Here is a 26,656-nt window from a genome sequence, read left to right as displayed (position 1 = left end):
CGGTGGCCCGCCCGACGTCCGCGGAACCGCGCCGGGCTCCGACACCTCGACCTTGTGGATGCGCCCCCGATGCCCTCACCCGCTTCGGTCTCGGCCCGCCGGGACCTCGCCGACGCCCCGCTGCTCGTGGCCGCCCGCGGCGGCGCGCCCCGGCACACGCCCGTCTGGTTCATGCGCCAAGCGGGGCGCTCGCTGCCCGAGTACCGCAAGGTCCGCGAAGGCACCCCGATGCTGCAGGCGTGCCTGACGCCGGACCTGGTCTGCGAGATCACCGCGCAGCCGGTGCGCCGCCACGGGGTGGACGCGGCCATCCTGTTCAGCGACATCGTCCTGCCGCTGTACGCCGCGGGCATCGGGCTGGACATCGTCGCGGGCACCGGGCCGGTGGTGGCCGAACCGGTGCGCGACCCAGCCGCCGTCGCCGCGCTGCCGGAGCTGGACGCCGAGCAGGTCGCGCCGGTCGCGGAGGCGGTGCGGCTGCTGCTGGCCGAGCTCGGCGAGACCCCGCTGATCGGGTTCGCGGGCGCGCCGTTCACCCTCGCGTCCTACCTCGTCGAGGGCGGGCCGAGCCGCAACCACGAGCGGACCAAGGCGCTCATGCACTCCGATCCGGCCACCTGGCACGCGCTGCTGGAGAAGCTGGCCGACACGACGCTGACCTTCCTGCGCACCCAGCTCGCCGCCGGGGTGGACGCGGTGCAGCTGTTCGACTCCTGGGCGGGGGCGCTGTCGCTGCGGGACTACCGCGAGTTCGTGCTGCCGCACAGCAAGCGCATCTTCGAGGGCGTCGCCGAGGTGGCGCCGGACGTGCCGAAGATCCACTTCGGGGTGGGCACCGGCGAGCTGCTCGGCTCGATGCGCTCGGCGGGCGCCGACGTGGTCGGCGTGGACTGGCGGGTCCCGCTGGACGAGGCGGTGCGCCGGCTCCGCGCCGCGGACCCGGACCGCGAGCCGGTGGTGCAGGGCAACCTGGACCCGGCGGTGCTGTTCGCCGGGCCGGACGCGGTCCGCGCCGAGGTGAGCCGGATCCTCGCCGAGGGCCGGGAAGCCGCCGGTCACGTGTTCAACCTGGGCCACGGCGTGTTGCCCACGACCGACCCCGGGGTGCTCACCGAGGTCGTGCGGCAGGTGCACGCCGAGAGCGCCCGCTCGTGACCCGCGTCGCCGTCGTCGGCGGCGGCGTCAGCGGACTGGTGGCCGCGCACCGGCTGCGCCGCTCGCTGGGCCCGGACGCGGAGATCGTGCTGGTCGAGCAGACCGGCGCGCTGGGCGGCAAGTTGCGCTCGCTGCCGCTGGCCGGGGTGGAGCTGGACCTGGGCGCGGAGGCGTTCCTCGCCCGGCGTCCCGAAGTGCTGCGGCTCGCCGAAGAGCTCGGGCTGGCCGCGGACGTGGTGCACCCGGGTCCGGTCGCCGCGCGGGTGCGCGCGGGCGGCGCCCTGCACCCGCTGCCCGCGGGCACCGTGATGGGCGTGCCCGCCGACCCGGAGTCGGTGGCGGGCGTGCTGTCCCCGGCCGGGGTGGCCGCGGTGCGCGCCGAAGCCGACCTGCCGCCGCTGGAGCTGGGCGGTGCGGACGCCTCCGTCGGCGGGCTGCTGCGCGCCCGGGTCGGCGACGAGGTGGTGGACCGGCTGGTGGAGCCGCTGCTCGGCGGGGTGTACGCGGGCAGCGCGGACGGACTCGGCCTGCGCGCCACGATCCCGGCGCTGGCCGCCGCGCTCGACGCGGGCGCGAAGTCGATCACCGAGGCGGCCGCGGCAGCGCTGCCCGCACCGGCACCGGACGGGCGGAAGCGGCCGGTGTTCGGCGCGTTCCGGCACGGCTACCGCGAATTCGTCGCCGCGCTCGCCGACTCGGCGGCCGTGGAGGTGCGGCTGGGCGCTCCCGTGCGGGCCCTGCACCGCGACGGCGCCGGGTGGCGCCTGGAGATCGGTTCCGCGCCCGCACCGGACGTGCTGGCGGCCGACGCGGTGGTGCTCGCGGTGCCCGCCCCCGCCGCGCGGAAGCTGCTGGCCGAGGTGTCCCCGGCCGCGGCGGAGCTGCTCGGCCGGGTGGAGGTGGCGTCGATGGCCGTGTTCGGCCTCGCGCTGCCCGCCGGGACCGAACTGCCCGCGGCCTCCGGCACGCTGGTCGCCCGCGGTGAGGTGCACGCCGACGGGACCCCGTTCACCGCGAAGGCGTTCACCTTCACCAGCCGCAAGTGGCCGCACCTGACCGGCACCGGCGGCGAACCGCTGGTGCGTGGCTCGGTGGGCCGCACCGGGCAGGACGAGCTGCTGCGCCGCACCGACGCGGAACTGCTGCGCGGCGTGCTCGCCGACCTGCGCGAGGTGACCGGGGTCGACGCCGAACCGGTGGACGCGGCGGTGGTGCGCTGGGGCGGCGGCCTGCCGCAGTACGGCGTGGACCACCTGGACCTGGTCGCCGGGCTGGAACGCGCCGTCGGGGAGCTCGACGGCTTGGAACTGGCGGGAGCGGCGCTGCACGGCGTCGGGGTGCCCGCGTGCGCGGCGACCGGGGAGGCGGCCGCGACCGGCATCACACGCCACCTCGCGACCGGATGACCGGACCGTGGTGGGACGATGAGGGCATGGCGCGGCTGAACTACTCCGAACTCAACGACACCATCCGCTACACCATGTGGTCGGTCTTCCAGGTCGAACCGGGCGCGCTGCCCGAGGACCGGGAGAAGACGGCCGCGGCGACCCAGGAGTACCTGGACGGCCTGGCGGATTCCGGGGTCGTGGTGCGCGGTGTCTACGACCTGGCGGGCATGCGGTCGGACGCCGACTTCATGATCTGGTGGCACGCCGAGAAGATCGAGGCCCTGCAGGAGGCCTACGCCGGTTTCCGCCGGGAGACGACGCTCGGCGAGGCCTCCGACCCGGTGTGGAGCAACGTGGCGGTGCACCGCCCGGCCGAGTTCAACAAGAGCCACCTGCCCGCCTTCATCATGGGCGAGGACCCGGGCGACTTCCTCTGCGTCTACCCGTTCGTGCGCAGCTACGACTGGTACCTGCTGCCCGACGGCGAGCGCCGCACGATGCTGAAGGACCACGGCATGGCGGCCCGCGACTACCCCGACGTGCGGGCGAACACGGTGCCCTCGTTCGGACTCGGCGACTACGAGTGGATCCTCGCGTTCGAGGCGCCGGAGCTGCACCGCATTGTCGACCTGATGTGGAAGATGCGCTACACCGAGGCCCGCAGGCACGTGCGCGAGGAGACGCCGTTCTTCACCGGCAAGCGCGTCACCCCGGCCGAGCTGCTGCCCCGCCTGCCCTGATCGGACGCCGTCACCCCGGTTCGCGGACGACGCGCCACGGCAGCCCGCCCAGCGGTGCCGCGGCGCGCATCTCCCGGCCCGGGTCGGCGGCGAGCGGACCCGCGGTGACGAGGGTGCCGGGCAGCCGCAGCGGCGTGTTGGAGGCGACCACCCGGTTCGCGCCGTTGATCAGCGCCGTCGGCGGCCGCAGCGGTCCCACCCGCGCCAGCAGCGCCCGCTCGAACTCGCCGGTGCGCAGGTCGGCGGCGGCCACCCCGAGGAAGCGGTCCCCGGAGCGGACCGGCACGGCCAGCGTCACCAGGTACTCGTCGGTGCCGGCGAAGTCCACGTACGGCCCGACGACGACGCCGGCCCCGGTGTCGCGGGGCGCGGTGAACCAGGGCGCCGCGGCGTAGTCGTAGAACCCGACGCTGTCCGGGTCGTGGTCGACCTGCAGGAACCGGGGCGTGTCGGCGGGCCGGTGCTGCCACCACTCCAGCCAGTGCGCCCGGTCGGTGAGCACGTCGTCGGCGAGGATCACGCCGGTGCCCGCGAGGACCGCCGGTTCCGCGTCGAGCCGGTCGAAGATCGGCTGCCACAGCGCGGACAGGTCCTCGGTGCTCAGCGCGGGCGTGCCGTCGTGCGCGGCGCGCAGCCGTTCGCCGAGCTCGGTGCACCAGCGCGCCGCGTCGTCGAGGATCCCGCTGATGTGCGCGGCGGCCGCGTCGGCGCTCATCGCCCGCACCTCTGGTCGCCGGACCACAGCCGGAATTCGACGAGCCGCCGGATGCCGGCCCGCACGTGGTCCTCGGCGAGGGCGCGGGCCCGGTCGCCCGCGCCGGCCTCGATGGCGTCGAGGATCGCCGCGTGCTGGGCGGTCTCGGCGCCGTGCGGGATCGCCTCGGCCCACGGCAGCCAGCGCAGCGCGCCGGTCTCGGTCTGCAACGCGATCTCCTGGTGGGTGAGCCGGGAGGACTGCGCGGCGGCGCCGATCTCGATGTGCAGCCTCCCGTCGAGCCTGCGCCGGTCGGTGGTGCCGGTGGCGGCGGCGAACTCGGCGGCGAGCGCGCGCAGCGCGGTCAGCTCGTCGGCGGTGGCGCGTTCGGCGGCGAGCAGCGCGGCGGTGCCCGCGATCGCGGAGTGCTGGTCGGAGATCTCCCGCAGCGCGTGCGCGTCCAGCTCCCGCAGCCGCGCGGTGCCCGCTACCAGCAGCGGATCGGCGGGGCGCCGGATCAGCGGCCCGACCGCCGAGGTGATCACCAGGCCGTCCCCGGCGAGCCTGCCGAGCGCGTCCCGCGCCACCTCGGCCCGGCAGCCGAGCAGCGCGGCCAGCTCCGCGCCGCCGGGAACCCGCTCCCCGTCGGGGAGCAGCCCCAGCACGATGGCTTCGGCGATCCGGCCCGCCACGCCCGCCGCGTCGGCGGGCCCGGGCGTCCGCGACCACCGCCGGAGCGAACGCAGCGTCTCGTCGACGGGCACGGCACCTCCCTCCACGATGTGATGCTGAACCGTTCCACATGATCCACGACGGATTCCCGTGCACCGGCCGGATCTACCCGTCCGGCGGGTTCGGCCGGATCACCCGGCGGCGCAGACTGCACGGGGCACTGGTCGAGGGGAGCGGGATGCGGTTCAGCTACGTGATGTTGCCCGACCACCCGGTGGCCGACTCGCTGGCGACGATCGAACTGGCCGACGAACTGGGTTTCCACGCGGCGTACGCCGCCGACGAGACCTGGCACAAGGACCTGTGGCTGCTGTTCGCCGCGGCCGCCGCGCGGACCCGCCGCATCCGGTTCGGGCCGAGCGTCTCACCGGTGACGCTGCGCGAACCGACGCTGATCGCGCAGGCCGCGGCGACCCTGGACGAGCTGACCGGCGGGCGCGCCGAGGTGGTGATCTCCAGCGGGAACTTCGGGTTGCTCGCCCAGTACGGCATCGACTGGGCACGGACGAAGCCGCTGTCCCGGGTGCGGGAGGCGCACCACGTGATCCGCACCTTCCTGGACGAGCGGGCGATCACGTTCGAAGGCGAGTTCTTCCGCTACGACGGGCTGTTCACCTTCGCCACCCCGGTGCAGCAGCGGCTGCCGGTGCTGCTGGGCGCGATGCGCGGCCCGAAGTCCTTCCAGCTGGCGGGGGAGATCTCCGACGGCGTGCACCACGCGTTGAGCTGCACCCGCGACGCCTACGACTACCTGGTCGCGAACGTCCGGCTCGGCGCGGAGCGGGCCGGGCGGGACTGGCGGCGGCTGGACATCGGCGCCTGGATCGTGTTCGCCACCGGCCCGGACGGGGCGGCGGCGAAGCGGGCGGCCCGGGCGATGATCGGCCTGTACGCCTCGGCGATGCCCGCTGAGCAGCTGCGCCGCAACGGGGTGGATCCGGCTTCGCTGGCCGAGGTCGTCGCCGCCGTCGGCGCGGGTGACCTCGCGCGGGCCTACGAACTCACCCCGCCGGAGCTCGCGGAGAAGCTGTCGGTCGCCGGGACGCCGCAGGAGTGCCTGGAGCGCATCCAGCGGGACATCGCGCCGACCGAGGTGAACCACCTGGTCCTGGCGGTCACCGATGCCGAGCTGGTCCGCGCCTTCTCCGGGGTGGACGTGCCGGGAGTGCCGAGCGCGGCCGATCAGCTGCGGCTCATCGCCGAGCACCTGATGCCCGCGTTCGGCTGACCCGGCCGCGGCTCCCGCGGCGCTCGGGCGGTGTGGCCGGTCAGCTCTCCGGGACGTGCCGCAGGGCGATCGAGTTGATGCAGTAGCGCTGGTCGGTGGGGGTGTCGTAGCCCTCGCCCTCGAACAGGTGGCCCAGGTGGCTCAGGCAACTCGCGCACAGCACTTCGACGCGGACCATGCCGAGCGAGCGGTCCTCGCGCAGGATCACCGCGTCGGAGTCGCGGGCGTCGAAGAACGACGGCCAGCCGCAGTGCGACTCGAACTTCTCGGTGCTGCGGAACAGCTCCGCCCCGCAGGCGCGGCAGTCGTACGCGCCGACCGACTTGGTCTCGGTGTACTCGCCCGTCCACGGAGCTTCGGTGGCGGCCTGCCGCAGCACCGCGTACTCCTGCGGGCCGAGCTGCTCCCGCCATTCCTGCTCGGACTTCACGACTTTGGGGGTGGCGCCCACGACCGGATCCATGCGTCCACGCTAACCCTTCGCAAGATCGAGTGCCCGCGTGCTCCCGCTCACCCGCCGAGGAACGCGCCGAGCATGAAGACCACCGCGTTCCACACGGTGACGCCGACGCCGAGCAGGATCAGCAGCACGACGAACACCACCACGACGCGCCGGTGCCCCTGCGTCCGGTTCGCGCAGCGGGCGAAGTCGTCGACGCCGATGAGCATGCCTTCGACGGTGGCCTTCGAACCGGGGCGTTCCATCCGGTCCAGGTGTTCGGCGAAGGCCCGCGCCTCCGGGTCGTGCGGGTCCAGCCCGACGAGGTCGTCGGCGAACCGGTCCCGCGGGGCGTCGGGGTCGTGGCCTGCTGGCGCCATGGCCCCACGGTAGCCCGCGGACGGCGGTCGCAGGCAGTGCCGGAGCCGCCGACCTACGCTGCGCGGATGGCGGAGGCAGCGCGGGAACTGGACGTCGCGGGCAGGGCGGTGCGGCTGTCGCACCCGGACAAGGTGTACTTCCCGGAGCGCGGGTTCACCAAGCTCCAGGTCGCCGAGTACTACCTGGCGGTCGCCGAACCGCTGCTGCGGGCGGTGGGGGACCGGCCCACGACGTTGAAGCGGTTCCCCGGCGGGGTCGGGTCCGAGCCGTTCTACGCGAAGCGGGTGCCGAAGGGCGCCCCCGAGTGGGTGCGGTCGGTGCGGGTGACGTTCCCGTCGGGGCGCACCGCGGACAGCGTGCTGCCGACCGAGCCCGCGGTGCTGGTGTGGGCGGCGGGGCTGGGCACCCTGGACTTCCACCCGTGGCCGGTGCGCTCGGCGGACGTGGAGCACCCCGACGAGCTGCGCATCGACCTGGATCCGCAGCCCGGCACCGGATATCCGGAGGCCGTGGCGGTGGCGCAGGTGCTGCGGGAGGTGCTGGCGGAGGCCGGCCTCACCGGCTTCCCGAAGACCTCCGGTGGCCGCGGGGTGCACGTGCTGGTGCGCGTCGAGCCGCGCTGGGACTTCATCGAGGTGCGGCGCGCGGTGATCGCGCTGGCCCGCGAGGTGCAGCGCCGCATCCCCGAGCAGGCGACCGTCGCCTGGTGGAAGGAGGACCGCGGAAGGCGGGTCTTCCTCGACTTCAACCAGGCCGCGCGGGACCGCACCGTCGCCTCGTCGTGGTCGATCCGCGGCACCTCGCGCGCCACCGTGTCGATGCCGCTGACCTGGGAGCAGCTGCCGGACGCGGAACCGGACGACTTCGACCTGGGCACGGTTCCCGGTCTGCTGGCCGAACGCGGCGACCCGCACCGCGGGCTGGACGACTCGTCCGGCGAGCTGGACCTCGCCCTGGACTGGTTCGAACGGGACCGCCGCGACCGCGGCCTCGGCGAACTCCCCTACCCGCCCGACCACCCCAAGATGCCCGGCGAACCCACCCGCTCCCGCAAGGCGTCCCTGGAAGCGCGGCGCGGCGACGAGAGCGCCGGGTGAGCGCTCCCGCCGGCGACGTCCGGCGCGCTCGCGACGCCGGTCGGACGCCGCGGGAGCGCGATGCGCGGCCTTCCCGGAACGGGCGACACCGGGACGAGGGGCCGCGTGCTGGTCACCGAGCGGGATGGTGACGGATTGCAATGGGTGCATGTCGCCTGTTCAGCAGGTCGGCGGACGGCCGATCCCTCGCTCGGCGGTGTCACCCGCGGTGTTCGGGCGCGCATGCTCGCTACCGCTGGTGCTCAAGCACGTGAGGAGAACGCCATGGTTCCCACCGAGAACGAGACGACCCCGCAGGCCAGCGGCGGTTGCAGCTGCTGCGCGAGTTGCAGCGGTCCTTCCTGCGGGTGTTGCTCGGGCTGCTGATCGCACGCACCGGGTTCCGGGGGCAGCGGACTCCGCACCCCCGGAACCCGCGCGCACGGGTGATCAGGCGGGGCAGGCCTTGCCCTCGGCGGGCAAGGCGCCCTGCACGAGGAACCGGCTCACCGCGTCGGTCACGCAGTCCGAGCGGCCGATCGCGCCGTGCCCGGTGCCCTGCCAGTTGACCGCGACGCCCGTCGGCAGCTGCTCCGCCAGGTGCTTGCTGCCCTGCGCCGGCACCAGCGGATCGTTCTCGGTGGTCACCACGGGGATCGGCGGCAGGCCCGGCGCGGACGGCGGCGGCGGTTCCTCCTGCGGTTCCGGCCACTGCGCGCACCAGGCGAGGCGCTGCGCGAACAGGCCGCCGAACAGCGTGTTCGTCCCCGTCCATTCGGTCGCCACGTGCACGAGCCGCTCGGCGGGCAGCCGCAGCCTGGTGTCGTTGCAACTGGTGATCAGGTCGCCGTCGAGCCGCGCGGGATCGGCCCCGGTCTCCCGCACCAGCGGGGCGGCGAGCGCGCTGATCCGCGCCCCGTCCCCGGAGTTCGCCGCGGCCAGCGCCGATGCCAGCCGCGGCCAGCGCTCCGGTTCGCCCAGGCCGTGCAGCAGCACCCGCACGATCTTGCCCGCGCTCACCGGCCCGTCGGCGGCAGGCAGCGACGTCGCCCGCGTCCGCTGCACCAGTTCCTGCACGGTGCGGCGCGGATCGGGACCCAGCGGGCAGGAACCCCGGGCGGCGCAGTCGGCGGCGAACGCGTCGAAGGTCTGCTCCGCGCCCTGCGCCTGCGCCCCGGCGACGGCCATCGCGTCCAGCTGCGGGTCCAGCCCGCCGTCGAACACCATCCGGCCCACCGAATCCGGGTAGCGCTGCGCGTAGGTGGTGAGCACCCGGGTCGCCTCGCCGATCCCGACGGCGTGCAGCTTCGGCACGTCGAGCTCCAGCCGCAGCTCCTCCAGGTCCGCCGCGGTGCGCCACGAGTCGTAGGCCTGCAACCGGTCGTCCAGGTCCAGCAGGCACTCCTGGCTGGACACCCGCACCGAGGTCAGCAGCCGGTCCAGCGACGCCCGGTCGGTGGCCTGCGGGTCGAAGCCGATGATGTTCTCCCGCTGCGTCGGCGGCATGCAGTCCGCCGGATCCGACTGGCCGGTGCCGCGTCGGTCCATGCCGATGATCCGGAAGGTGCGCAGCACCTCCGGCGGCAGCTTCAGCGCCAGCCGCGCGGCCACCGAGGTGCCCGGCTCGCCGTGCACGTCGCCCAGCACCACCAGCGGGACGCCGCCGGTGCCGGTGCTCAGCAGCGCCGCGCGGGTCGTGCCCTCGGCGGGCGCCTCCGGCGAGTCCAACGTGGTCAGCAGCTGCGAGCAGGAGAACGACGGGCCGGTCGCGGGCAACGCCAGCTCCTCGCGGGTCTCCCCGGTGCAGTCCGCCCAGTTCAGCGCGCTGCCCGCGGACGGGCCGAGCCCCGGCAGCGGTGCCGGTCCGGGTGGCGCGGGGGCGGGCGCCACCGGCTGTTCGGCGTCCCGGTAGGCGACGGCGGGCCGTTGCGACGGACCCGCGGAGCACCCCGCCACCAGCGCGGTGAGCAGCAGCAGAGCACCGATGCGGTGGCTGGTGCGCGGCACGACTGCTCCTCTGCGTGGTCGGGATCTGCGCTGAGCATCGCATGATCGGCGTGAGCACCGGGTGAGGGGGAGCGGTGCGTGCCTCGTCGCAATCCGGTTGGGCGCGCCCGCCGCGGCGGCTACGGTTCGCCGGGCACTCGGGCCGGACGTGCGCGCCGCCCCGGTGCCGGGTACAGCGGAGCGGAACGGGTGGTCGACCCGGGATCAGGAGGAGCAGGCGTGGTCGCGGTCAACATGGACGGTGCGTCGTCGCGCGGGCGGCCCCTCCGGTCCGGGGTGCAACCGGCGTTGGCCCGCGGGTTCGGCGCCGTCCCGCCGCCGGTGCTGGTGCTGCTGGGCGTGATCAGCCTCCAGGTCGGGGCCGCGTTCGCCAAGCAGCTGTTCGCGCTCGCCGGGGCGTCCGGGGTGGTCACGCTGCGGCTGCTGTTCGCCGCGCTGGTGCTGGTGGTCGTGTGGCGGCCGTCGGTGCGGCTGGACCGCACGACGCTGCTCGTGGTCGTCGGGTACGGCTCGGTGCTGGCGGGGATGAACATCTGCCTGTACCAGGCGATCGACCGGATCCCGCTGGGCGTGGCGGTGACCATCGAATTCCTGGGGCCGCTGGGCGTGGCCGTGTTCGGGTCGAAGCGGAAGCTGGACCTGCTGTGGGCGGTGCTCGCCGGGCTCGGCGTGCTGCTGCTGTCCCGGGTGGACGGTGGCCTGGACCTGGTGGGCGTCGGGTTCGCGCTCGCCGCGGCGGTGCTGTGGGCCTCCTACATCCTGGTCGGTGCGAAGCTGGGCAGCCGCACCAGCGGCGGCTCCGGGCTGGCGCTGGGCATGGCGGTCGGTGCGCTGGTGGCGCTGCCGTTCGGCATCTCCGGGGCGGGGGCGCAGCTGCTGTCCCCGGCGGTGCTGGTGGCGGGGCTCGTGGTGGCGCTGATGTCGTCGGTGGTGCCGTACTCGCTGGAGCTCGAGGCGCTGCGGCGGATGCCGCCCCGCGTGTTCGGCGTGCTGATGAGCCTGGAACCGGCGGTGGCCGCGTTGGCGGGCTTGCTGGTGCTGCACGAGGCGCTGGGCGTGCTGCAGTGGGTCGCGATCGGTTGCGTCGTGCTCGCCTCGATCGGTGCCACCCGGAGCACGTGAACCGGGCGCGGTCCAGCTGCCGCACCGCGTTCACCTGCGGATCTCACGCCGGGCAGGCCCAAGATCGGCTGCTAATAGCGAGTGGATCACGGTCGCCGATGATCAGCCGCTTCGCCGCGGAGGACGGCGTCCAAGTCGTAGCGCGCGGGCTCGTCGAGCTGGTCGTAGCGGCAGGACTCCGGCGCGCGATCCGGGCGCCACCGCACGAACTGCGCGGTGTGCCGGAACCGCGCGGGCACGGCGCCTTCGGTGTGGTCGTAGGCGACCTCGGCCACCCGTTCCGGACGCAGCGGCTGCCACGGCTGCACCGTGCTTCGCCAGCGGTTGATCGACCCGGGAAGCCGCCGCCCGTCGTCGACGTGCTCGCCGAGCCACGGGTGCTCCGCGTCGGTGCGCAGCGGCGCCAGCTCGGCCGCGAGTTCGCGGCGCCGTTCCGCGGAGAACGCCCCGGCGACGCCCACGTGGTGCAGCACGTCCCGGTCGTCGTGCAGGCCGAGCAGCAGCGAACCGACGGCGGTGCCCGGCTCGGTGCCGGTGTGCCAGCGCAGCCCGGCGACCACGCAGTCCGCGGTGCGCGTGTGCTTGATCTTGAGCATGGTCCGCTTGCCCGGCGCGTAGGGCCCGTCGGCGTCCTTGCCGATCACGCCGTCCAGGCCCGCGCCCTCGAACAGCCGGAACCATGCGGCGGCGGTGGCCGGATCCGTCGTCAACGGGGTGGTGCGCAGGCCGGGGCCGGTCACCCCGAGCTCTTCCAGCCGCCGCCTGCGCGCGGTGAACGGTTCGCCGCGCAGGTCCGCGTCGTCGAGGGCGAGCAGGTCGAACGCGATGAACAGCGCCGGGGTGCGTTCGGCCAGCTCGCGCACCCGGCTGGCGGCGGGGTGGATGCGTTCGGACAGCGCGTCCCAGTCCAGCCGCTGCCCGTCCGAGTCCGCGCGGACCACCACGAGTTCGCCGTCCAGCGCCGCGGGCCGGCGCAGCCGTCCGGCGGCGTCGAGCACCTCGGGGAAGTAGCGGTTCAGCGGTTTGCCGGTGCGGGACTGCAGCACCACCGGTTCGGCGGCGCCCGGGTCGGCGAACACCAGGCAGCGGAAGCCGTCCCACTTCGGTTCGAAGCAGAGCCCCGGCCGGTCCGGGATGCCGTCCACCGGGGCGGCCAGCATCGGCTTCACCGGCGGTTGCACGCTCAACGCCACCTGGACCTCCCGCAGCTCGGAGCCCGAGTATGTCGCTCGGTGCCGCTGCGGGCCCGACGTGCCGATGGCCCGCCCACCCGGTGGACGGGCGGACGGGCCATCGACGTCGTCGGTTCAGCGGACGCGTTGCCGGGCGGCGCGGTCCAGCTGGAGCCGGATGGCGGTCGGCAACGCCTCCACGTCGAGCGCCTGGCGGGCGCGGGCGAGGACCTTCGCGTCCAACTCCTCCCACACGTGCCGCACGTTCGTGCCCTCCTGGAGCGCGAGGGTGAGCCGCACGTTGGGCCGCTGGTCGGTGCCCGCCATCCGCACCCGCGCGCGGGTCACGCCGGTGACGCTCTCCGCGTCGGCGCGCACCGCCTCGGTCAGCGCGTGCGAGGTGATGGTCGCCGAGCTCTCCGCGTCCCCGTGCAGCCGCAGGTCGGGACGGCCTTCGGGGCGCAGCGCGCGCAGCAGCCACCACAACCCGAGCAGCGCCAGCACGACACCCACCACGATCGCGACGCCGCAGGCCAGCGGCCGGTTGCCGCCGACCCACTGGGTGAGCAGCGGGTCCAGCACGGGCCGCTGCGCGCGGAACCGGCCGAGCCAACCGGCGCCGACGACCAGCGCCAGCGCCCCGGCGAGCAGCAGCACCAGCCCGAGCACGCCGAGCAGCGAGCGTTCGAAGCCGAGCGACCGGCCGACGGCGGTGCGGCTCGGGCGCGCGGGCGCCTTGCGGGCGGTGGAGCCGTTCCCGGAGCCTTCGGCGGGGCGGGTCGTGGTGTCCTGGGTCGACATCACCGCTCCTTCGCGGGGGAGACCGACACCGACACCCGGGGCCGGCGTTGCAACGGCAGGTCTTCGACGGCGGCGGCGGCCTTCTTCGACACCCGGTCGCGCAGGTCGCCGACGCTGCGGAACCGGCCGCGGGCCTTCACCTTCACCTTCCGGCGGTCGGCGGTGACGGTGGCGGCGGCGACCCCGTCCTCGGCGCGGACCTGGTGGCCGACCAGGCGGGCCAGCGAGCGCGGGTCGGTGGTGACGGTGACCTCGGGGGCGGGGTCCGCCAGCCGCACCTCCTTGCGCCCGGCGCGGGACGCGGCCAGCAGCAGGATCAACCCGACGAGCACGGCAGCGGCGGCCACCAGGCGCACCGGCAGGTCCTGCCAGCTCAGGTCGCGCATCGAGGACCCGGCGTCGGACCAGGGCACGAGCACGCCGCGGCCGCCCGGGTTCGCCCAGGCGCCGATGGCCTCCACCACCAGCAGGACCCCGGCGGCGAGGGCGATCAACCCGGCCGCGGCGGTGATCAAACGGACTAGGGCACGCACGGGCTCACTCCACTCGGTCTCGTTTCGGGGCGGGCACCAGGGCGGACACGGTGACCTCCACCGCGGTCACCCGGCAACCGGCCTGCCGGGACAGCTCCTCGCGGACGCGTTCCCGCACCTCGCGCACCGCGTCGCGCACCGGGGCGGGGTAGCGCAGCGCCAGGTCGAGCCGGACCCGCAGCTCGCGGTCCGGGCCGGTGAGCCGGGCGCTGGAACCCTGGGTGCCGACGCCCACGCCGACGATGCGGCGCGGCGCGCGGGTGGTGCCGGAGACGCAGTCCGCGGCGTGTTCGGCGATCTTGCGCAGCACCGCTCGGTCGATGTCCAGCGAGCCGCGTTCGGCGGGGTCGCCCGCCGCGGAGGTCCGTTCGGTCGCGGCCTCGGCCCGCTCGGTGGCGGGGGCGCTCATCGGTCCTTGCCCCGGCCCAGGAAGTCGCCGATCTCCAGCTCGCCGTCCAGCACGCGGCCGACGATCAGGCCGATGGCGCCGATCACCAGGGCGATGAGGAAACCGGTGAAGCCCCCGGCTGCGGCGGCGACACCGAGGAGGAGCCCGGCGAACAGGCCGGTCTGCGTTGCGTTCATCGTGGGAGAAACCTTCCTGACTGGGAGACCGTGCGTCGGCTGTTGAACGGTCACCGGACCCGGCTGCGGCGCTTCCGCAGCCGCCACGCCCGCACCCGGCGCAGCACGCCGCCGAGTCCGCGCGGGTCGGCGACCACGACCACCGGTGCGTCGTAGCGGTCCGGCGGCCGGTTGCGGGGTTCGCCGCGTTCGGGACGGGAGAGCGCGGGTTTCCGGTCGGCCGCGTCGCGGCGGGCCCGCAGTTCCGCGAGGCCCGCCACGAACGCCTCGTGATCACCGCCCACATCGGGGTGGTGCGCGCGGACGAACGCGCGCAGGCGGACCCGCGCGTCGTCGTCCGGCGAGCCCGTCATCGCGGTGCCGCCTCGTCCTGGCCGGGGGCATCGGCCTCGTCCGAGGTGATCACGTCGACGACGGTGATGTCGACCGGCGCCGGGCCGGTCACGGCGAGCACGCGTTGGCGCAGCGCGGCCACGATCCCCGGCAGCGGCTCGGTCAGCCGCAGCACCACGCCGACCTCGACGGGTTCGCCGGGCTCGCCGACGCGGACGCCGGTGACCTGCCTGCCGGGCAGGTAGGCGGCGATGGTGCCGTACGCGCCGCCGTGCAACCGGGTGACGGACGGGTGCGTGAGCACCGCCCGAGCGACCCGGTCGGCGAGCTGCTCCTCGACTTCGGGATCGTCCCGGCCGTGGTCACCGGGCGCGGATTCGGTCATGTCGGTGTCCTTCGAGAGCGGGCCGGGATGGGAGCGCGTGGCCCCGGTCGGGGCAGCCGGGACCACGCGCCGTCTCACTCCACGCGGGAGGAGGCGGGGGTGCTGCCACCGTTGCCGCCGTCCTCGTCGTCCTCGGAGGGCAGGTGGATGTCGTTCACGGAGATGTTGACCTCGATGACCTCGAGGCCGGTCATCCGCTCGACACCGTTGATCACGTTGCGCCGCACCGCGCGGGCCAGCTCGACGATGGAGGCGCCGTACTCGACGACGATGTCCAGGTCGATCGCGGCCTGCTTCTCGCCGACCTCGACGGTCACGCCCTGCGTGGTCGTGGTGCCGCTGCCGCCGGGGATGCGCTCGCGGATGGCGCCGAAGGCGCGGGAGACGCCGCCGCCCATGGCGTGCACGCCGGAGATCTCGCGGGCGGCGATGCCGGCGATCTTCTGCACCACGGAGGCGGCGATCGTCGTCTTGCCCTGCGAGGTGTCGTCGGCGAGCCGGGCCGGGGTGGCGCTGCCGCTGGTGCTCAGGCCCTTGCCGCCGGTCGTGGACCCGCTCTGGGTCTCGGTGCTCTGGGCGGAGGTACCACTCGACTGGGCCATGAAAGGGCTCCTTCCCCTGAAGATCTCGTTGTCGCCCTGGGCGTCGCAGTCGCCTGCGATCTCCGGGACTGCAAGATCCGATGCGAGTGATCCCGGAACATCGCGGGACTGCGACCTAGGTCACATGAATGAGCTAATCACGAGCCCTGCGGGGGCGCGACATCGGCGACCCGCACCCACACCGACGGGGCCGCCGCGCCGAGGTGCTCCCGCAGCGCGCGCCCCAGATCATCCTGCAACCGGGCGGTCAGCGCAGGGGCAGGCACGCCGTAGCCGATCACGACGTCCACCCGCACTTCGCGCACGTCGCCGGTGCAGGACAGCAGCCGCGCCTCCGGCACGTCGGCGAGCAGCTCCGCGCTGAGCCTGCGGGCCAGCACCAGGGTGGCCTGCGCGGAGATCCGCAGCGTGCCGAACTCCTGGGCGACCTCGGCCGGTTCGCCGCCTGCGGCGGCGCGGGCGCCGCGGACCGTGAGCAGCGCGCGGGACACCAGTCCCTCCGGCGGTTCGACGGCGAGTTCGGCGGCGCGGCGCACCGGTTCCCAGCCGGTGGGCGCCAGCTCGGCGAGCGCGGCCCGGCAGTGCGGGCAGGTGCGCACGTGCGCGCCGAAGTCCTCCGGCGCTTCCCCGGCGAGGTGGTCGAGGAGTTCGCCGATGGTGCGGCCGCAGGGCAGCGCGTGCTCGGGGTCGAGGGGAGCTTCACCCACGGTGCATCTCCTTCAACCTCGACAGCAGGGTCAGCCGCGCCCGGTGCAGCCTCGATCGCAACGCGGCGACGTTCACCTCTAGCACCTCTGCGATCTCTTCGTAGGACATCCCCTCGAACTCGCGCAGCACCAGCGGCACTCGCTGGGAGGGTTCCAGGGTGGCGATGGCGCGGTGCACCAGGTCAGCCTCCTCGGCGCGCACCGCGTGCCCCTCGGGGTTGCCGGAGTCGTGATCGGAGACGAGGTGGTCCATCGAGTCGTCGCTGACGTCCAGGGCCACCGTGTTCTTGCGCCGCCGCACCTGGCCGAGGGCCGCGTTGGTCACCACCCGGTACAGCCAGGTGGTGGGCGCGGACTCGCCGCGGAACCGGGCCAGCGAGCGCCACGCCGAGACCCACGCGTCCTGCACGGCGTCCTCGGCTTCGGCCTGGTCGTTGAGGATCCGGTACGCGACCCGGTACATCGATCGGGTGTGCCTGCGGACGAGTTCGTCGAAGGCCACCCCGTCGCCGCGCTGGGCGGCTGCCATCAGGTCCGCGTCGCTGTCGCCCCGCCCGGTCACGCCCGAAGTCTCCCGTACCGCAGCAGCAGCAGCGATTCCTCCGCCCGCAGCACCGACAGCAGCCGCATCCGGTGCGGGTCGGGGAGGCCGGGTCCGGCGGCGATGCGCCCGGCCCCGCCCCCCGCCAGCAGCGGCGAGACGGTCAGGCACAGCTCGTCGACGAGGTCCGCGGCGAGCAGGTCGCCGAACAGGTGCGGTCCGCCTTCGCAGCCGATCCGCAGCAACCCGCGCGCGGCGAGCTCGGTGAGCGCGGCGGCCAGGTCCACGGTGCGGTCCCCGGCGACCACGACGTCGGCGCCCGCGTCGGCCAGCGCGATCCGGCGCGCCTCCGGGGCCGACGCGCAGGTGAGCACGATCGGCGGCACCACGGTGTCGGTGAGCAGCGGCGAGTCCGGCTCCAGCGAGCAGCGGGCGGTGACGACCGCGATCGGCGGTACTTCGGAGAGCCCGAACCGGGCGCGGCGGTCCGCGTCCACCTCGTGGCGCTGCACCCCGTGGTAGCCCTCGGTGAGCGCGGTGCCCGCGCCGACGAGGACCACGTCGGACAGGTCGCGGATCAGCGCCAGCGCCAGCTGGTCGGCGGGGGAGGACAGGCCGCGGGAGCTGCCGCGCACGCTCACCGCCCCGTCGAGGCTGGACACGAAGTTCGTGCGCAGCCAGGGACGGGCCAGGTCGGAGGGGAAGTCGTAGAACGCTTCGATCTCCGGCGTCACCTCCACCGGAGCCGCAGCACCGGGAGGATCGCCGTCTGAGGGCCACAACCTGTGCACCCGTCCATCCCAGCACGGCGCGCGCGGTGCGCGCGGGCAGGGCCGGTGTTCGCCCGGGCGCCGCGGGTGATGACTGCCACCGGCTGCGGCGGGAACAGCGGTTATAGAGTCGGCGCATGACCGCCGCGCGCCTCACCGACCGCCGACCCGAGCTCAGCCCGGCCGACATGGTCGACGCGATGACTCCGCCCCCGCGGTTCGACGAGGCCCGGTTCGAGACCTACGTGCCGAACCCGGACGAGCCGAGCCAGGCCGCCGCCGTCGAGTCCTGCCGCGCGTTCGCCGAGCGGGCGTCGGCCGCGGGCGGGAGCGGCGGTTCGTGGTGGCGTTCGCTGTTCGGCGGCGGCCGCGCCCCGGCGGGCAAGCCCGGCCTGTACCTGGACGGCGGCTTCGGCGTCGGCAAGACCCACCTGCTGGCCTCGCTGTGGCACGCCGTTCCCGGGCCGAAGTCGTACGGCACGTTCGTCGAGGTGACGAACCTCGTCGGCGCGCTCGGGTTCAACGAGACGGTGCGCAGGCTCTCCGAGCACCGGTTGCTGGCGATCGACGAGTTCGAGCTGGACGACCCGGGCGACACGATGCTGGTCACCCAGCTGATCGCGAAGCTCACCGACGCGGGCGTGCACATCGCGGCGACGTCGAACACGCTGCCCGGCAAGCTCGGCGAGGGCCGGTTCGCCGCGGTGGACTTCCTGCGCGAGATCCACGCGATGTCGGAGCGCTTCGAGGTGCTGCGGGTGGACGGCCCCGACTACCGGCACCGCGGCCTGCCCGACCCGCCGGAACCGGTGGACGACGCGGAGCTCACCGCGGAGGCCGAGTCGATGCCCGGTGCCACGCTCGACGACTTCGACGCGCTGTGCGAGCACCTCGCCTCGGTGCACCCGTCGAAGTACGGGCGGCTCGTGGCGGACGTCAGCGCGGTGCACCTGCGCGGGTTGCGCGCGGCGCCGAACCAGAACGTGGGCCTGCGGCTGGTGGCGTTCGCCGACCGGCTCTACGACCGGGCGGTGCCGGTGCGGGTGTCGGGGGCGCCGCTCTCGGAGCTGTTCACCGAGGAGATGCTCCGCGGCGGCTACCGCAAGAAGTACCTCCGCGCCCTGTCCCGCCTCACCGCCCTGTCCCGGGACGCCGTCAAGTCCTGACGGGTCAGCGGGCGAGGACGTCGGTGATGGCGTCGATGCCCTGGTCCAGCTCCTCGCGGGTGATGGTGAGCGGGGGTGCGACGCGCAGCGTGGTGTCCTGGGTCTCCTTGCACAGCACGCCGTTCGCGGCGAGCCGTTCGCTGACCTGGCGGCCGGTGGGCCCGCCGGGGGCGAGCTCCACGCCGGCCCACAGCCCGCGCCCGCGGACCTCGGCGGCGCCGCGGCCGACGAGCTCGCCGAGCCGCGCGTGCAGGTGCGCGCCGAGCTCCCGGGACCGCGCCTGGTACTCGCCGGTCGCCAGCATCCGCACCACTTCGAGCCCGACGGCGCAGGCCAGCGGGTTCCCGCCGAACGTGGAGCCGTGCTCGCCGGGCCGCAGCACGCCCAGCACCTCGCGGCTGCCGACGACCGCGGAGACCGGCAGGATGCCGCCGCCGAGCGCCTTGCCGAGCGCGTACAGGTCGGCGCGCACCCCGTCGTGGTCGCAGGCCAGCAGTTCGCCGGTGCGGGCCAGGCCGGACTGGATCTCGTCGGCGACGAGCAGCACCCCGTGCTCGTCGCACAGCTCCCGCAGCCTGCGCAGGTAGCCGGCTGGCGGCACCACGACGCCCGCCTCGCCCTGCACCGGTTCGACGAGCACCGCCGCGGTGCGCTCGGTGATCGCCGCCGCGACCGCGTCCGCGTCGCCGTAGGGGGTGATGGTGAACCCGGGCGTGAACGGCCCGAACCCGGCGCGCGCGGTGTCGTCGGTGGAGAACGACACGATCGTGGTGGTGCGGCCGTGGAAGTTGGACCCGGCGACGACGATCTCCGCGCGGTCCGCGGGCACCCCCTTGACCTGGTAGGCCCACTTCCGGGCGAGCTTGATGGCGGATTCGACGGCTTCGGCGCCGGAGTTCATCAGCAGCACCTGCTCGGTGCCGGTGAGCTCGGCCAGCTCGCGGCAGAACGGGCCGAACCGGTCGTGGTGGAACGCCCGGCTGGTCAGCGTGACGCGGCCCAGCTGCTCGGTGGCGGCGGCGACCAGCCGCGGATGCCGGTGCCCGAAGTTCAGCGCCGAGTACCCGGCGAGGAAGTCCAGGTGGCGGCGACCGTCCACATCGGTCATCCACGCCCCGTCCGCTTCGGCGATCACGACCGGCAGCGGGTGGTAGTTGTGCGCGCTGTAGGTCTCGTCCAGGCGCAGGTATTCGGCGGAACGGGTGGTCCCGGCCGGGCACGTCGTCGCGGTCGAAGCGGAGGTCATGCTGCTCAGGCTAAGCGGCCCGCGCCTTCGTTTCAGCCGCGAGCTGTTGCTTCTTTCGGCGGATCGTTGCGCGATCCGATCTTCGAGCGCAACATTCCGCCTCCACGGGCTCGGGACGGCCGGGGCTGTCCGCGGGCCGCCGCGCGCGCTACCGTCGGCGAGGTTCGGATGAACGGCGCGTGCGCCACCGGTGACTCGGCGTGCCCGGCGGGAGGTCGGTCCCGGAGCCGGGCGGGCGCGCGCCGTGCAGGTCGAGGTCGGGTGGAGGTCGCTTCATGTCCGAGGACGCGCAGTACCGGGTGTACCTGGGGGCCTACACGGGCCCGGAGTCGGCGGCGAACGGGATCCGGCTCGCGTTCGCCGACGACGCGGGTCGGCTGCGCTGCACCGACACCGTCGCCGACTCCTACGACCCGTCGTTCCTGGCGCTGTCCCCGGACGGCGGGACGTTGTTCGCGGTGAACGAGGTGGCGCGCGGCCGGGTGGTGTCGTTCCAGGTGGGGCCGGACGGCCGGCTCACCGAGATCAACTCGCAGCCCACGCACGGGTCGGCGCCGTGCCACTTGAGCGTGCACCCCGGCGGACGGTTCCTGCTCACGGCGAACTACCTGTCCGGCAACGTCGTCGTGCACCCGATCGGCGAGGGCGGGGTGCTGCGGGAGGCGTGCCACGTGGTGGACCACTCCGGCCAGGGCCCGGACAAGGACCGGCAGGAGGGGCCGCACGCGCACCAGATCGTGCCGTCCCCGGACGGCCGCTTCGCGCTGGCCGCCGACCTGGGCACCGACTCGGTCTACGTGTACGCGTTCGACGGGGACACCGGGCACCTGGTGCTCAAGCACGAGGTCGGCTGGGAGCCGGGGACGGGTCCGCGGCACCTGGCGTTCCACCCGGACGGCGAGCGCGGCTACCTGGTGGGAGAGCTGACCTCGACGATCACCGAGTTCACCTTCGACGCGAAGACCGGTGAGGTGCGGCCGGGTCTCGTGCTGCCGCTGCTGCCCGCGGACTTCACCGGGCGGAGCCTGGCCGCGGAGGTGGTGGTGTCGCCGGACGGGCGGTTCGTGTTCGCCTCGAACCGGGGGCACGACAGCATCGCGGTGTTCTCCGCCGAGGGGTTCGCGCAGCTGGGCGTGGTGCCTGCGGGGGTGCGCGGGCCGCGGCACGTCGCGCTGTCCCCGCGCGGGGACGTGCTGTACGCGGCGGGGGAGCTCAGCGACACCGTGCAGGCGTTCGCGGTCGCCGCGGACGGCGCGCTCACCCCGATCGGCGATCCCGTGCCGTCCCCGTCGCCGGTGTGCCTCCTGCCCGCCTGAGCCGCCGGGGGACCGGGCCGGTCGCTCGGGTCAGACCATGCGGTTGTCGTAGGTGCCGCGGGCGTACTGCTGGAGGGCTTGCCGGATCCGGCGGCCTTCCTGCCTGCGGGTGAGGGGCCCGCCCGCGGAGCCGACCGGGTACACGCGCACGCCGCCGTGGTACGGCCGGGTCGGGTTCCAGATCCGCCAGCGGAGGGCGGGGCTGCCGGGGCGCGTCCACACGGTGACCGACTGGCCCTTGCCGGTGCCGACGACGGCGACGCGGCTGACGTGGCTCCACGGGATCTCGCGGGTCAGCAGCGGGGAGCGGGAGATCCGCAGCCCTTCGGCGTTGACCTTGAGCCGCAGTCCGGGCAGCAGCGCCTTGGCCAGGGACAACGCCCCGCTGATGGTCAGCAGCAGCATGCCGAAGCTGGTCAGCGCCCACAGCTCGTCGTCCGCGGTCGGGCCGATCCGCAGCACCAGGTGGATCAGCCCGAACATGAGGGCGGCGGAGACGAGCGCGCCGAGCCGCCCGCCGGTGGTGAACACCGGCCCCGGCCCGTCGGCGCGCACCCGGTCGACCGGCACGGCGGGCCGGGACGGCGCGATGCGCGCGGGGGCGGCGGTGCCCCGGCCCGCTTCGGGCTGCTGCGCGGTCGGCTTCGGCCGGGCCGGGATGATCGGTTTCGCCGGTGCGGCGGGGGCCGCGGACCAGTCGCCGCCACCGCGCTGCCGGGTGGGCCGGGGCGGTGCGGCGGGCGGGGCCGATGGTGCTTCGGAGGCCTGCTTGAGCTGCGAGGTGTGCTCGGTGATGACGGCGGTGATCTCGGCGGGCAGCCAGCTGTCGTTCTGCGGGGAGGCCTCGCCGACCTGGTCGAGCAGCTGCCCGGGGGTGGGCCGCGCGGCGGGGTCCTTGGCGAGGCAGCCGCCGATGAGCGGCCGCAGCCCGGGAGGCAGCGCGTCGAGGTCCGGTTCGTTGTGCACGACCCGGTACAGCATGGCGGCGGTGTTCTCGTTGCCGAACGGTCCGGCGCCGGTGGCGGCGAACATGAGCACCGCGCCGAGGGAGAACACGTCGCTGGGCGGTCCGACGTCGGTGCCGACGGTCTGCTCGGGGGAGAAGAAGCCGGGGGTGCCGAGGAAGATGCCGGTGGCGGTGAGCGCGCTGCTGCTCATGGCGCGGGAGATGCCGAAGTCGATGACCCGCGGGCCGTCCGGACCGAGCAGCACGTTGCCGGGTTTGAGGTCGCGGTGCACGAGTCCGGCGCGGTGGATGGCGCCGAGCGCTTCGGCGAGCCCGGCGGCGAGGGAGCGCACGGTCTGCTCGGGCAGCGGTCCGTGGTCGGCGACGGCCCGGTGCAGGGTGGGGCCGGGCACGTACTCGGTGGCCAGCCACGGCTGGTCGGCTTCGGTGTCGGCGTCGATGACGGTGGCGGTCCAGAAGCCGCCGACGGAGCGGGCCATCTCGACTTCGCGGCGGAACCGCTCGCGGAACTCGCCGTCGTCGGCGAGTTCGGGGCGGACGATCTTGATCGCGACGCCGCGGCCGCCGCGGGACCGGGCCAGGTACACGGCGCCCATCGCGCCGCCGCCGATCCTGGCGAGCAGCCGGTAGTCCCCGACCCTGTTCGGTTCGCCGGCCAGCAGCGGCTGCACGTCTCGTCCCCCTCTTGGATTGCTGCGGTGCCATCCCCGAGCTTACGGAGGTGGTGGTTGCGTCGTTCGCGGATGCCGCCGCGGCCGTTCGCGTGCAACGATCGGTAATCGGTTACTCGGCTTCGCTGCGAGCCTTTCGGGCTCGTGATGTTGTGAGTATGCTCCGGCGCACCGCTGCGGCGGGCGATCGATGGTGATCGAGGAGGCGGCGTGTCGCAATCCTTGCAGTCCGGTTCGGATGATGCGGGATCGGTGCAAGCACCGGCGGTGGTCCGGCTTTCCGGGGTGGGCAAACGATTTCCCGGGGTCGTCGCGGTGTCCGATGTGGACTTGGAAGTGCTGGCCGGTGAGGTCCACGTGCTGGCCGGCGAGAACGGCGCGGGCAAGTCGACGTTGATGAAGCTCGTCGCGCAGGTGGAGCCGCCGAGCTCCGGCCGCATCGAGGTCGACGGCCGCCGGGTGAGCTACCAGGGGCCCGCGTCGGCGCGGCGGCTGGGCATCTCGATGGTGCACCAGGAATTCGCCCTCGCCCCGGACCTGTCGGTGGCGGAGAACCTGTTCATCGGGCACGAACCCGGCAGCGGCGGCCTCATCTCGCGCGCCGCGGAGCGCCGGGCGGCCCGCGACCTGCTCGCCCGGGTGGGCCTGGACGTCGACCCGGGGCGCCGCGTCGGCCGCCTGTCCACCGCCGAGCAGCAGCGGGTGGAGCTGGCGAAGGCGCTCGCCGTGGACGCGAAGGTGCTCATCCTCGACGAGCCGACCGCCACCCTGACCGAGCGGGAGACCGCGGAGCTGTTCGGCATCGTCCGCGAGCTCACCGCGCAGGGCATCGGCGTGCTCTACATCTCGCACCGGCTGGACGAGATCTTCGAGATCGGCGACCGGGTCACGGTGCTGCGCGACGGCGCCGTCGTCGCCACCCGGCCGGTCGCCGAGCTCGACGAGTCGCGGCTGGTGACGCTGATGGTGGGCCGCGACGTGCAGAACCTGTACCCGCGCACCTACAGCACCCCCGGCGACGTGCGGTTGCGGGTGCGCGGGCTCAGCCGCGGCGACGCGGTGCGGGACGCGAGCTTCGAGGTGCGGGCCGGGGAGATCGTCGGCATGGCCGGGCTGGTCGGCGCGGGCCGCACCGAACTGGCCCGCTCGGTGTTCGGCGCCGAACCGCCCGACGCGGGCGAGGTGTCGCTGGACGGGGCGAAGCTGAAGATCCGCGGCCCGGCGGACGCGATCGCCGCGGGCATCGGCTACCTCACCGAGAGCCGCAAGGCCGACGGGCTGGCGCTGCAGCTGGGCGTGGACAAGAACATCACGCTGGCGAAGCTGCCGATGGCCTCCGGCCTGATCGACCTGGGCGCCGAGCGGCGCATCGCCGAGCGGGAGCGCGACCGGCTGCGGATCCGGGTGCCGTGGGTCGGCAGGCCGGTGCAGGCGCTCTCCGGCGGCAACCAGCAGAAGGTGGTGCTGGCGCGCTGGTTGCAGACCGAAGCGGAGGTGCTGTTCTTCGACGAGCCGGGCCGCGGCATGGACGTGGGCGCGAAGTCGGAGATGTTCAGCCAGCTGGATTCGCTGGCCGCGCAGGGCAAGGCGATCGTGCTGATCTCCAGCTACCTGCCGGAGCTGCTGAACATGTGCGATCGGATCCTCGTGCTGCGCGAGGGCCGGATCACGGGTGAGGTCGAGCGCGCGGACTTCTCCGAGGAACGGATCGTCGCGCTCGCGACCGGAGCGAAGGAGGGCCAGTGAGCGAGCAGCCGGGCAAGGACGAAGGGGCCCCGCAGGACGGCGGCGCGACCGCGGTGGAGGCCGCCGCGGGCCGGCCCGGGCTGCTGGGCGGGCTGACCGACCGGATGCAGGGCGCGGTGTCGCAGGTCGCGGCCGCCGGCGCGCTGATCGTGGTGTTCGTGGCGCTGTCGATCGTGGCACCGTCGTTCCTGACCGCGGACAACCTGTTCAACCTGGGCTCGCAGACCTCGGTGAACGCGGTGATGGCGGTCGGCGTCACGCTGGTGATCATCACGGGCGGCATCGACCTGTCGGTCGGCTCGGTGGCGGCGTTGTCCGGGGTGCTGGGCGTGATGCTGATGGCGGACTTCGGGTTCCACCCGCTGCTGGGCATCCTCGGCGGCATCCTGGTGGGCGCGGCGGCGGGCCTGGTCAACGGGCTGCTGGTGTCGACGGTGGGGCTGCCGCCGTTCATCGCGACGCTGGGGATGCTGAGCGTGGCGCGCGGACTGGTGCTGATCGCGACGGGCGCGGTGGCCGTGTTCGGCGCGCCGGAGTCGTTCCGGCTGCTCGGGCAGGGGGTGCTGGGGCCGATCCCGGTGCCGGTGCTGCTGATCGTGCTGGTCGCGGTGGCCGGGCACCTGGTGCTGACGCGGACGCGCCTGGGCCGCTACGCGTACGTGATGGGCTCGAACATGGAGGCCGCGCGGCTGTCGGGCGTGCCGGTGCGCAAGCACACCACGTGGGTGTACGTGGTGGCGGGCAGCCTGGCCGGGCTGGGCGGCATGATCGCGGCCTCGCGGATCAACTCGGGGCAGCCGAACTTCGGCGAGGGCCTGGAGCTGGACGTGATCGCGGCGGTGGTGATCGGCGGGGCGAGCCTGTTCGGCGGGCGCGGCACGGTGCTCGGGTCGCTGATCGGCGCGTTCCTGGTGGCGGTGATCCGCAACGGGGCGGTGCAGCTCAACATCGGCACCTTCTACCAGAACGTGCTCATCGGCGTGATCATCTGGCTGGCGGTGTGGTGGGACTTCTACCAGCGCCGCAAGCTCGCCGGCGACGCGTGATCCGGGGACGAGGGAGTTCGCTGCGATGAAGAAGGTCCTTCCGCTGGTGTGCCTGGCGGTGCTGCTGCTGTCCTCGGCGTGCGGCCTGGAGATCCGCAGGCCCACGGGGACGAACGCGCAGCAGGGCGGCACGATCCGGTTGGCGGTGATCCCGAAGGCGATCGGCTTCGACTTCTGGGAGCAGGTGCGGGTCGGCGCCGAGTGCGCGGCCACCAAGCACCCGAACGTCAACGTGCACTGGGACGGCGTCACCTCGGAGGACGACGTGAGCGGGCAGCAGAGCCTGCTGCAGGACTCGCTGGCGCAGGGCGTGCAGGGCCTGGTGTTCGCGGCGACCGACGCGAAGGCGCTGGCGGAGGTCACGAAGTCCGCGCGGGAGCAGGGCACCACGGTGGTGAACATGGACTCGGGCACCAGCCCGCAGCCGCCGGAGGTGCCGGTGTTCGCCACCGACAACGTGGCGGCCGCCGAGGAGGGCACCCAGCTGCTGGCGGACCAGCTGGGCGGCCGCGGCGAGGTGGCGTTCATCGAGTTCCTGCCCGGCACCAGCACGAACGAGACGCGCGCGGAGGGCTTCGAGCGCGGGCTGGCGAAGAACCCGGGGCTGCGGCTGGTGGCGCGGCAGTCCTCGAACAGCGACTACAACACGGCGTTGCAGGTCACCCAGGACATCCTGACGGCGAACCCGGGCCTGAACGGGATCTACGCGGGCAACGAGCCGAGCGTGCTGGGCGCCGCGGAGGCGGTGCGGCAGGCGGGCAAGCAGGGTCAGATCAAGATCATCGGGTGGGACACCTCGGAGGGGCAGATCGAGTCGCTGCGCGACGGCGTGATCACCGGCCTGATCGCGCAGAACCCGTTCAAGATGGGCTTCGCGTCGGTGAACTCGGCGATCGAGCAGATCCGCGGCGAGCAGCGCGGCGCGCCGGAGACGAACACCGGCTCGTCGGTGGTGACGAAGGAGAACCTGGGCACCCCGGAGATCCAGAAGCTCCTCAACCCGTCCTGCGCAGACCCGCCTCGCTGAGGAATCCCCCACCCGTTGCTCGGGGCTCGGGTGGCGGAACCTCAGCGTTCTCCTCGCTGCGGGATCGTTTTCACCGGTGG

29 protein-coding genes are annotated in these 26,656 nt (G+C 74.1%); 11 read left to right on the top strand and 18 right to left on the bottom strand.

What is annotated here, in order from left to right:
- The first annotated feature begins 69 nt into the window (after positions 1 to 69).
- The 3 genes from hemE to hemQ are packed head-to-tail and all read left to right on the top strand — an operon-like array spanning position 70 to position 3,283.
- Complete coding sequence (hemE, locus tag H1226_RS20040) at positions 70 to 1,155, top strand: uroporphyrinogen decarboxylase (RefSeq protein ID WP_224955424.1); 1,086 nt, start codon at positions 70 to 72, stop codon at positions 1,153 to 1,155.
- Entirely contained in the window at positions 1,152 to 2,561 is a 1,410-nt protein-coding gene (hemG, locus tag H1226_RS20035) for a protoporphyrinogen oxidase (RefSeq protein WP_258342064.1), read from the top strand. The genes hemE and hemG overlap by 4 nt, the downstream gene beginning before the upstream one ends.
- Before the next feature lie 26 nt (positions 2,562 to 2,587).
- Positions 2,588 to 3,283, top strand: a complete 696-nt coding sequence (hemQ, locus tag H1226_RS20030) for a hydrogen peroxide-dependent heme synthase (RefSeq protein ID WP_258342063.1) — start codon at positions 2,588 to 2,590, stop codon at positions 3,281 to 3,283.
- Positions 3,284 to 3,293: 10 nt separating this feature from the next.
- On the opposite strand, the gene H1226_RS20025 is transcribed toward hemQ, so the two are convergent.
- Together H1226_RS20025 and H1226_RS20020 are read right to left on the bottom strand one after the other, a co-directional pair.
- A complete protein-coding gene (locus tag H1226_RS20025; RefSeq protein ID WP_258342062.1) occupies positions 3,294 to 3,998 on the bottom strand; it encodes a PDC sensor domain-containing protein in 705 nt (234 codons plus the stop codon).
- Complete coding sequence (locus H1226_RS20020; RefSeq protein WP_258342061.1) at positions 3,995 to 4,756, bottom strand: FadR/GntR family transcriptional regulator; 762 nt, start codon at positions 4,754 to 4,756, stop codon at positions 3,995 to 3,997. The genes H1226_RS20025 and H1226_RS20020 overlap by 4 nt, the downstream gene beginning before the upstream one ends.
- A 23-nt stretch (positions 4,757 to 4,779) precedes the next feature.
- Here H1226_RS20020 and H1226_RS20015 point away from each other — a divergent pair, with 23 nt between their 5' ends.
- A complete protein-coding gene (locus H1226_RS20015; RefSeq protein WP_258342060.1) occupies positions 4,780 to 5,937 on the top strand; it encodes an LLM class flavin-dependent oxidoreductase in 1,158 nt (385 codons plus the stop codon).
- Between the two features lie 40 nt (positions 5,938 to 5,977).
- On the opposite strand, the gene msrB is transcribed toward H1226_RS20015, so the two are convergent.
- Together msrB and H1226_RS20005 are read right to left on the bottom strand one after the other, a co-directional pair.
- Entirely contained in the window at positions 5,978 to 6,400 is a 423-nt protein-coding gene (msrB, locus tag H1226_RS20010; RefSeq protein ID WP_258342059.1) for a peptide-methionine (R)-S-oxide reductase MsrB, read from the bottom strand.
- A gap of 47 nt (positions 6,401 to 6,447) precedes the next feature.
- Positions 6,448 to 6,756 carry a hypothetical protein gene (locus tag H1226_RS20005; protein WP_224955431.1) on the bottom strand — a complete coding sequence of 103 codons (309 nt, stop codon included), beginning with the start codon at positions 6,754 to 6,756 and terminating at the stop codon, positions 6,448 to 6,450.
- A gap of 66 nt (positions 6,757 to 6,822) precedes the next feature.
- Between H1226_RS20005 and ligD the strand changes: the two genes are divergently transcribed.
- Positions 6,823 to 7,854 carry a non-homologous end-joining DNA ligase gene (ligD, locus tag H1226_RS20000; protein ID WP_258342058.1) on the top strand — a complete coding sequence of 344 codons (1,032 nt, stop codon included), beginning with the start codon at positions 6,823 to 6,825 and terminating at the stop codon, positions 7,852 to 7,854.
- Between the two features lie 429 nt (positions 7,855 to 8,283).
- Here ligD and H1226_RS19995 read toward each other — a convergent pair whose 3' ends face one another.
- The gene (locus tag H1226_RS19995; protein ID WP_224955433.1) at positions 8,284 to 9,840 is read right to left on the bottom strand and encodes an alpha/beta fold hydrolase; all 1,557 of its coding nucleotides are present in this window, start codon (positions 9,838 to 9,840) and stop codon (positions 8,284 to 8,286) included.
- A gap of 219 nt (positions 9,841 to 10,059) precedes the next feature.
- Between H1226_RS19995 and H1226_RS19990 the strand changes: the two genes are divergently transcribed.
- The gene (locus H1226_RS19990; RefSeq protein ID WP_224955434.1) at positions 10,060 to 10,962 is read left to right on the top strand and encodes an EamA family transporter; all 903 of its coding nucleotides are present in this window, start codon (positions 10,060 to 10,062) and stop codon (positions 10,960 to 10,962) included.
- Positions 10,963 to 11,048: 86 nt separating this feature from the next.
- Here the strand turns inward: H1226_RS19990 and H1226_RS19985 are convergent, their stop codons facing one another.
- From H1226_RS19985 to H1226_RS19935, 11 genes are all read right to left on the bottom strand, one after another.
- Positions 11,049 to 12,155 (bottom strand): ATP-dependent DNA ligase, encoded by a 1,107-nt coding sequence (locus tag H1226_RS19985; protein WP_258342057.1) that lies wholly within the window; start codon positions 12,153 to 12,155, stop codon positions 11,049 to 11,051.
- A gap of 114 nt (positions 12,156 to 12,269) precedes the next feature.
- On the bottom strand, positions 12,270 to 12,935 hold the full coding sequence (gene amaP, locus H1226_RS19980) for an alkaline shock response membrane anchor protein AmaP (RefSeq protein ID WP_258342056.1): 666 nt from the start codon (positions 12,933 to 12,935) through the stop codon (positions 12,270 to 12,272).
- Complete coding sequence (locus H1226_RS19975; protein WP_224966447.1) at positions 12,935 to 13,468, bottom strand: DUF6286 domain-containing protein; 534 nt, start codon at positions 13,466 to 13,468, stop codon at positions 12,935 to 12,937. Before H1226_RS19975 ends, amaP begins: the two co-directional genes overlap by 1 nt.
- 4 nt (positions 13,469 to 13,472) lie before the next feature.
- Positions 13,473 to 13,877 (bottom strand): Asp23/Gls24 family envelope stress response protein, encoded by a 405-nt coding sequence (locus H1226_RS19970; RefSeq protein WP_224955438.1) that lies wholly within the window; start codon positions 13,875 to 13,877, stop codon positions 13,473 to 13,475.
- Positions 13,874 to 14,053, bottom strand: coding sequence for a hypothetical protein (locus H1226_RS19965; RefSeq protein WP_224955439.1), 180 nt, complete (start codon positions 14,051 to 14,053; stop codon positions 13,874 to 13,876). The genes H1226_RS19970 and H1226_RS19965 overlap by 4 nt, the downstream gene beginning before the upstream one ends.
- Before the next feature lie 50 nt (positions 14,054 to 14,103).
- A complete protein-coding gene (locus tag H1226_RS19960) occupies positions 14,104 to 14,406 on the bottom strand; it encodes a hypothetical protein (RefSeq protein ID WP_224955440.1) in 303 nt (100 codons plus the stop codon).
- A complete protein-coding gene (locus H1226_RS19955) occupies positions 14,403 to 14,771 on the bottom strand; it encodes a hypothetical protein (RefSeq protein WP_258342055.1) in 369 nt (122 codons plus the stop codon). The genes H1226_RS19960 and H1226_RS19955 overlap by 4 nt, the downstream gene beginning before the upstream one ends.
- Before the next feature lie 74 nt (positions 14,772 to 14,845).
- Complete coding sequence (locus H1226_RS19950; RefSeq protein ID WP_224955442.1) at positions 14,846 to 15,373, bottom strand: Asp23/Gls24 family envelope stress response protein; 528 nt, start codon at positions 15,371 to 15,373, stop codon at positions 14,846 to 14,848.
- A 137-nt stretch (positions 15,374 to 15,510) separates the two neighbouring features.
- Entirely contained in the window at positions 15,511 to 16,080 is a 570-nt protein-coding gene (locus H1226_RS19945; protein WP_258342054.1) for a hypothetical protein, read from the bottom strand.
- Entirely contained in the window at positions 16,073 to 16,642 is a 570-nt protein-coding gene (locus H1226_RS19940; RefSeq protein WP_224955444.1) for an RNA polymerase sigma factor, read from the bottom strand. The genes H1226_RS19945 and H1226_RS19940 overlap by 8 nt, the downstream gene beginning before the upstream one ends.
- A complete protein-coding gene (locus tag H1226_RS19935) occupies positions 16,639 to 17,361 on the bottom strand; it encodes a pyrimidine reductase family protein (RefSeq protein ID WP_258342053.1) in 723 nt (240 codons plus the stop codon). Before H1226_RS19935 ends, H1226_RS19940 begins: the two co-directional genes overlap by 4 nt.
- 167 nt (positions 17,362 to 17,528) lie before the next feature.
- Here H1226_RS19935 and zapE point away from each other — a divergent pair, with 167 nt between their 5' ends.
- On the top strand, positions 17,529 to 18,557 hold the full coding sequence (zapE, locus tag H1226_RS19930; protein WP_258342052.1) for a cell division protein ZapE: 1,029 nt from the start codon (positions 17,529 to 17,531) through the stop codon (positions 18,555 to 18,557).
- 4 nt (positions 18,558 to 18,561) lie between these two features.
- On the opposite strand, the gene rocD is transcribed toward zapE, so the two are convergent.
- Entirely contained in the window at positions 18,562 to 19,803 is a 1,242-nt protein-coding gene (rocD, locus tag H1226_RS19925; RefSeq protein ID WP_258342051.1) for an ornithine--oxo-acid transaminase, read from the bottom strand.
- A 275-nt stretch (positions 19,804 to 20,078) separates the two neighbouring features.
- Between rocD and H1226_RS19920 the strand changes: the two genes are divergently transcribed.
- Positions 20,079 to 21,119: a lactonase family protein gene (locus H1226_RS19920; RefSeq protein ID WP_258342050.1), complete on the top strand. Its 1,041-nt coding sequence runs from the start codon at positions 20,079 to 20,081 to the stop codon at positions 21,117 to 21,119.
- A gap of 30 nt (positions 21,120 to 21,149) precedes the next feature.
- On the opposite strand, the gene H1226_RS19915 is transcribed toward H1226_RS19920, so the two are convergent.
- Positions 21,150 to 22,757, bottom strand: a complete 1,608-nt coding sequence (locus tag H1226_RS19915) for a serine/threonine-protein kinase (protein ID WP_258342049.1) — start codon at positions 22,755 to 22,757, stop codon at positions 21,150 to 21,152.
- Positions 22,758 to 22,967: 210 nt separating this feature from the next.
- Between H1226_RS19915 and H1226_RS19910 the strand changes: the two genes are divergently transcribed.
- From H1226_RS19910 to H1226_RS19900, 3 genes are read left to right on the top strand one after another with little or no spacing between them, the layout of a single operon-like run.
- Positions 22,968 to 24,503, top strand: coding sequence for a sugar ABC transporter ATP-binding protein (locus H1226_RS19910; RefSeq protein WP_258342048.1), 1,536 nt, complete (start codon positions 22,968 to 22,970; stop codon positions 24,501 to 24,503).
- Positions 24,500 to 25,549, top strand: coding sequence for an ABC transporter permease (locus tag H1226_RS19905; protein ID WP_224955451.1), 1,050 nt, complete (start codon positions 24,500 to 24,502; stop codon positions 25,547 to 25,549). The genes H1226_RS19910 and H1226_RS19905 overlap by 4 nt, the downstream gene beginning before the upstream one ends.
- A gap of 25 nt (positions 25,550 to 25,574) precedes the next feature.
- Positions 25,575 to 26,576, top strand: coding sequence for a sugar ABC transporter substrate-binding protein (locus H1226_RS19900; protein ID WP_258342047.1), 1,002 nt, complete (start codon positions 25,575 to 25,577; stop codon positions 26,574 to 26,576).
- Positions 26,577 to 26,656 lie beyond the last annotated feature (80 nt).

It is taken from the genome of Saccharopolyspora gregorii (genome assembly GCF_024734405.1).
In the GTDB taxonomy this organism is placed as follows: domain Bacteria; phylum Actinomycetota; class Actinomycetes; order Mycobacteriales; family Pseudonocardiaceae; genus Saccharopolyspora_C; species Saccharopolyspora_C gregorii.
Note: the sequence above shows the minus strand (reverse complement) of the source record. Positions and strands in the feature narration are given on the sequence as shown.

Coding starts and splice junctions, on each gene's coding strand:
- hemE (WP_224955424.1), top strand. CDS start 70: ATGCCCTCACCCGCTTCGGTCTCGGCCCGCCGGGACCTCGCCGACGCC.
- hemQ (WP_258342063.1), top strand. CDS start 2,588: ATGGCGCGGCTGAACTACTCCGAACTCAACGACACCATCCGCTACACC.
- H1226_RS20025 (WP_258342062.1), bottom strand. CDS start 3,998: ATGAGCGCCGACGCGGCCGCCGCGCACATCAGCGGGATCCTCGACGAC.
- H1226_RS20015 (WP_258342060.1), top strand. CDS start 4,780: ATGATCCACGACGGATTCCCGTGCACCGGCCGGATCTACCCGTCCGGC.
- msrB (WP_258342059.1), bottom strand. CDS start 6,400: ATGGATCCGGTCGTGGGCGCCACCCCCAAAGTCGTGAAGTCCGAGCAG.
- H1226_RS20005 (WP_224955431.1), bottom strand. CDS start 6,756: ATGGCGCCAGCAGGCCACGACCCCGACGCCCCGCGGGACCGGTTCGCC.
- ligD (WP_258342058.1), top strand. CDS start 6,823: ATGGCGGAGGCAGCGCGGGAACTGGACGTCGCGGGCAGGGCGGTGCGG.
- amaP (WP_258342056.1), bottom strand. CDS start 12,935: ATGTCGACCCAGGACACCACGACCCGCCCCGCCGAAGGCTCCGGGAAC.
- H1226_RS19970 (WP_224955438.1), bottom strand. CDS start 13,877: ATGAGCGCCCCCGCCACCGAGCGGGCCGAGGCCGCGACCGAACGGACC.
- H1226_RS19965 (WP_224955439.1), bottom strand. CDS start 14,053: ATGAACGCAACGCAGACCGGCCTGTTCGCCGGGCTCCTCCTCGGTGTC.
- H1226_RS19960 (WP_224955440.1), bottom strand. CDS start 14,406: ATGACGGGCTCGCCGGACGACGACGCGCGGGTCCGCCTGCGCGCGTTC.
- H1226_RS19955 (WP_258342055.1), bottom strand. CDS start 14,771: ATGACCGAATCCGCGCCCGGTGACCACGGCCGGGACGATCCCGAAGTC.
- H1226_RS19950 (WP_224955442.1), bottom strand. CDS start 15,373: ATGGCCCAGTCGAGTGGTACCTCCGCCCAGAGCACCGAGACCCAGAGC.
- zapE (WP_258342052.1), top strand. CDS start 17,529: ATGACCGCCGCGCGCCTCACCGACCGCCGACCCGAGCTCAGCCCGGCC.
- rocD (WP_258342051.1), bottom strand. CDS start 19,803: ATGACCTCCGCTTCGACCGCGACGACGTGCCCGGCCGGGACCACCCGT.
- H1226_RS19920 (WP_258342050.1), top strand. CDS start 20,079: ATGTCCGAGGACGCGCAGTACCGGGTGTACCTGGGGGCCTACACGGGC.
- H1226_RS19900 (WP_258342047.1), top strand. CDS start 25,575: ATGAAGAAGGTCCTTCCGCTGGTGTGCCTGGCGGTGCTGCTGCTGTCC.